Raw genomic sequence first — 4,364 nt, 5'->3', positions numbered from 1 at the left:
CCCAGGTCCAAGGTGCGGCGCGTCTACGTTGTCTTCGGCGCAGGAGTACTCCTTCACCTCATCGCCCGGCTTACCCAGGAGCCACGTGCGCTGATAGTGAACCGGCTCGGTGTAGAACTTCGGATCGGTCACCGTCATGTCGACATGGATGTGGCCGATGTCAGGCCGCGTCCAGCGTTCCATCACATGCTGCTGATCGCTGTGTGGATTGGCATTCTCATCCGCCCACGTCCGTTGCTCTTTGAACGATGTGGAGTCGATCACAAATGTATCGCCGTCCCAGGATCCGATCTCCTCACCAAAGAATGACGGATCGGGATCCTCCGCATGTTTGCGGCCATCAAAAGGAACCAGGCGATAGGTTGTGTACCAGTAGAGAAAGACCGCGTGATCCGCACCCTGCAGCAATTGAAAGGGAAGCCCGCTGGCATTGTGCCGCGGCAGGCCTCCGACGATGCACACTGCCTCTGGGTCCACCGTGTGTTCCAGGTTGTACTTCAACGCGGCTTCACCGGCAGGCGTGAAAGGAAGCTTGTATCCCGGATAGTCTTTTCCAAGATTCCCCGTGGGCTTGTCTTTCTTTGACGGACGTGAGAGAAGTGAACCGGATACTACCGGCAGACACGTGGGCGCAACTGTCTAGCGACAGGCGCAACAACAACGCATCAGTTCGAGCGATTGGCGGCTGAACATGTGCAAACCGTAGAGCAATTTCTCCAACGAGTCAAGCGCTCATGCTTGACACCATGCCGGGCGCAACATAGAGTGCAGCTATGCATCCGCTCCGCGCCATGCTTCGTTGTTGTTGCTACCTCCATCGCTAAGTGGACGGGCGACGCACGCATCGGCGCGTAGGAATATGCTGAATTTCACCAGGGATTCCGCATCTCCTCACATCGCAAGGTTTAGAAGCCCGTGCCTCTCGGAAACGGGTTTTTCGTTTTAAGCCACCTCCCAACAACACAGGAAAGACACCATGAAGAGCAGATTGCTTCTCTCATCTCTTGGTGCATTGGCGCTCGCATCGGCCAGTGCGTACGCCCATCACTCCTTCTCCGCCGAGTTCGACGGCAACAAGCCCGTTCGCCTGGTCGGCAAACTCACGCGTGTCGAGTGGACTAATCCGCACTCGTACTTCTACGTCGACATCACCGACGCTAAGGGCGCAGTCACCAACTGGGGATGCGAAGGCGCCGGCCCAGGCGCACTCAGCCGTCGCGGCTTCAAGAAAGGCGACCTGAAGGTCGGTGACACCATCGTCGTGGATGGCTATCGCGCCAAGGATGGTTCGCACCTCATTGACGCACGCCGCGTCACACTGCCCGATGGCCGCAGCATCTACGGTGGAACGCCCGGCGACGGCGGCCCCGGCGATGACGGCTCTGTTCAGGGAGCCTTGCCCAACACCGTGAAGCCCACGAAGTAATTCGGAAAGCATGGCCATGCCTCTGCTGCAGCACATCTGTCAGGTGATCTATGACTCGCAGATCGGAACCTCGATCCGCGAGTCAGAGTACCTGTTCTCCATCATCGAATCCGTCCATGTACTCGCCATTACATTGCTGGTCGGCACCATCGCCCTACTCGATCTGCGCATGCTTGGTGTCGTGTTGCGCGATGTCTCAGTCACGCGCATTGCGCGCGCTGTGTTTCCACTCACGTGGTCCGGCTTCGGCGTGATGTTTGTCAGCGGCCTCCTGCTCTTCTGGGCAGAGGCGGCAAAGAACTATACAAATCCCGCCTTCCGTATCAAACTCGTGCTGCTCGCTCTCGTGGGCCTGAACCCACTGATCTTTCACACCACGGTCTATCGCCGCGTGCAGGAATGGGAGATGGCTCGCTTCTCGCCCTGGCGTGCGCGCGCTGCCGCATTTGCGTCGCTTACGCTCTGGTGCGGCATCATCGTTGCCGGCCGGGCGATTGCCTACTTCTGAAAGGCTCGAGCATTTCTCCTGTAGGTGTAGTGCAGGGCTTATGCATCTATGGGCGTTTTCCTCAATGAAAACGCAGCTGCACGCTACTCACGGTATACCCAGCAACAGGAGAAATGCTCTCGCCAATGCTTCGCCTCTGGTTTGTCGCTCTCGCCCATTCTTCGCTCGGCCAGTTCATGCAGAACTCGCGCTGGGGCTTTGCCGCGGTCGAAGCCGTGCACCTGCTGGCGCTTACGCTGCTCGGAGGCTCCGTCCTGGTGCTGGATCTTCGCCTGCTGGGCCTGATTCTGCGGCGCGAATCTCCACGCACGCTGAACCGCGATCTCAGCCGCGTCCTGCTCAGTAGTCTCGCCATCCTGGTGCTGACCGGAATCGCATTGGTCTCGGAGGAGGCATTGAAGTGCTATTACAACGCAGCCTTCCGCTGGAAGATGGCGCTGCTCGCCGCAGCCGTCCTTTTTTATTTCACGCTCTACCGCAGAGTCGTTCTTAGCCTGGGCAGCGCCGCCACCCTGACCTCCCGCGTTACCGCGGTGATCTCGCTCTCACTATGGCTGGGGGTGGGAATTGCCGGACGCGCCATCGGGCTAATCTGAACCCCAAAGACGTGGCACAAAACCTGACACAAAAGGCTGACGCAAAACGGGTATGACGCAAAAGGAATTGACCCAAAAAGGCGACAGGGGAGTGGTTAAAGAACCACTCCCCTGTGCTCGTTTTCAATCTTCAGTGCGCCTGCGCGCGGGCCGGGTTACTTCGTCTCTTCGGGCTTCGGCGTGACGGTGTGTGAGTCCTTGGTGTCTTCGGTAACACCCTTCATACCGTCCTTGAAGCCACGGAGACCTTCGCCAAGCCCCTAAGTGACCCGGCGCGCGCTTGCCGGGATGACCGCCCTGATTGCCACCACCCTGCTCTCCGCCACCATGGCAGCCCAGACTCCGGCCTCAACCAGTGGCCAGACGAGTGGATCGGCAGCCCCGGCCCAGCCCTCTCAGCCGCAGCCCGGAACAGCTCCGAAGCGCAACGTTCAGTTCGCCCGTCGCATTCCCGTCACCTATGACAACCGCTGGGAGGTCTACGGCGGCCTCAACTTCATGAACGGCCAGGCCGGCCAGAACCTGCCCAAGCGCTACAACATGGGCGGAGTCGAAGGCCAGGCCACCTATTGGCTGACCGATCGCATTGGACCGGCAGTCGACCTTCGCGTCGACTACGGCACCACCCCGGTCTTCCCGAATACCTTTCAGATCAACCGTCCGGTCGTTCGCCAGATCATCGGCATGGGCGGCGTGCAGTACCGGGGATGGAAGAATCAGCGCTTTGCGATCCAGTACCACGGTCTGGTTGGYGTCGGCGCCGGCAAGTTTGACGGCGGTACTCTGGGCGGCATCAACGCTCCCAGCCACAACGCTGCCGCCAATGCCGTTGCCGTCGGCCTTTACTCCAACCGCGTGAAGCCCGTAGGCGCCTTCGGCGGCTCGCTGGACATCAACGGTAGCTATCGCTGGGCCATCCGCCTGCAGCCGGACCTGATCGTGGAGCACTACGGCACCGAGTACCGCGAGTTCGTCTCCATCTCGGGCGGTGTGGTGTGGCGCTTCGGCCATCGCCAGTAGCAAGACACTCTTCAGGCGTCGCGGTCCAAGACCGGGACGCCTTTTGCATTTAAGCCGCACAAACAAATCGCCCGCCAGAAGGCGGGCGATTTTGCACAAAACAAACAGCCTACTTCCCGGGCTGTCCGGGCTGCATAAAGGTCTGGCTTACCGGATTTTCATAGACGGAGTAATCGCGCGTGACTACGGTCAGGCCGCTCGGCGTGACGAAGTAATTGCGCTTGTCTTCGGCCGGGTCGTACCCGATCACCGCTCCGTCGGGAATATGAACGTCGCGATCGATGATGGCATGGCGAATCCGCGAGTGCCGACCTACATTGACATGCGAGAAGATGATGCTCGAGTCGACGTCGGCATACGAGTTCACGCGAACATCGTGTGACAAAACCGAATTGCGCACCACCGCGCCCGAGATAATGCAGCCGCCTGAGATCACCGAGTTGATCGCCATCCCCGTACGTCCGGGCTCGCCGAAGACGAACTTCGCCGGCGGATACTGATAGGACCGCGTACGCATCGGCCAGGACTTGTCGTACAGATTGAAGACCGGCGAGACCGAAGCGAGGTCAAGATTGGCCTCGTAGTAGGCCTCCAGCGTGCCCACATCGCGCCAGTACAGCGCCTCCTGCTTGTTCTCGTCGACAAAGTTGTAGGCCATCATCTTGAAGCGGCCAAGCAGATTGGGCAGGATGTTGTGGCCAAAATCGTGCTTCGAGTTTGGGTCTTCCGCGTCCTTGATCAGCTCCGGCAGCAGGACATCCGTATTGAAGATGTAGATGCCCATGGAGGCATCGACCCTCTCCGGATTGAAGGG

Annotated in this window: 6 protein-coding genes; 4 read left to right on the top strand and 2 right to left on the bottom strand. The window is 59.5% G+C overall.

Going from position 1 to position 4,364, the window contains the following annotated elements:
• A partial coding sequence (locus tag AB4043_RS22465; protein ID WP_442308150.1) for a hypothetical protein occupies positions 1-501 on the bottom strand: 501 nt, incomplete at its 3' end.
• A 475-nt stretch (positions 502-976) separates the two neighbouring features.
• On the opposite strand from AB4043_RS22465, the gene AB4043_RS22460 reads away from it, so the two are divergent.
• The 4 genes from AB4043_RS22460 (at position 977) to AB4043_RS22445 (ending at position 3,550) form a co-directional block, all read left to right on the top strand.
• Positions 977-1,426, top strand: a complete 450-nt coding sequence (locus AB4043_RS22460; protein WP_442302074.1) for a DUF6152 family protein — start codon at positions 977-979, stop codon at positions 1,424-1,426.
• A gap of 16 nt (positions 1,427-1,442) precedes the next feature.
• Positions 1,443-1,934, top strand: a complete 492-nt coding sequence (locus tag AB4043_RS22455) for a DUF6644 family protein (RefSeq protein ID WP_442302073.1) — start codon at positions 1,443-1,445, stop codon at positions 1,932-1,934.
• Between the two features lie 125 nt (positions 1,935-2,059).
• Positions 2,060-2,530, top strand: coding sequence for a DUF6644 family protein (locus AB4043_RS22450; protein WP_442302072.1), 471 nt, complete (start codon positions 2,060-2,062; stop codon positions 2,528-2,530).
• A gap of 264 nt (positions 2,531-2,794) precedes the next feature.
• Complete coding sequence (locus AB4043_RS22445) at positions 2,795-3,550, top strand: hypothetical protein (RefSeq protein ID WP_442308149.1); 756 nt, start codon at positions 2,795-2,797, stop codon at positions 3,548-3,550.
• Between the two features lie 109 nt (positions 3,551-3,659).
• On the opposite strand, the gene AB4043_RS22440 is transcribed toward AB4043_RS22445, so the two are convergent.
• On the bottom strand, positions 3,660-4,364 hold a 705-nt coding region (locus tag AB4043_RS22440; RefSeq protein ID WP_442308148.1), incomplete at its 5' end, for a sugar phosphate nucleotidyltransferase.

Source organism: Terriglobus sp. YAF25 (assembly GCF_052113305.1).
Classification (GTDB): Bacteria; Acidobacteriota; Terriglobia; order Terriglobales; family Acidobacteriaceae; genus Terriglobus.
This window is presented reverse-complemented; position numbering and strand designations above follow the sequence as displayed.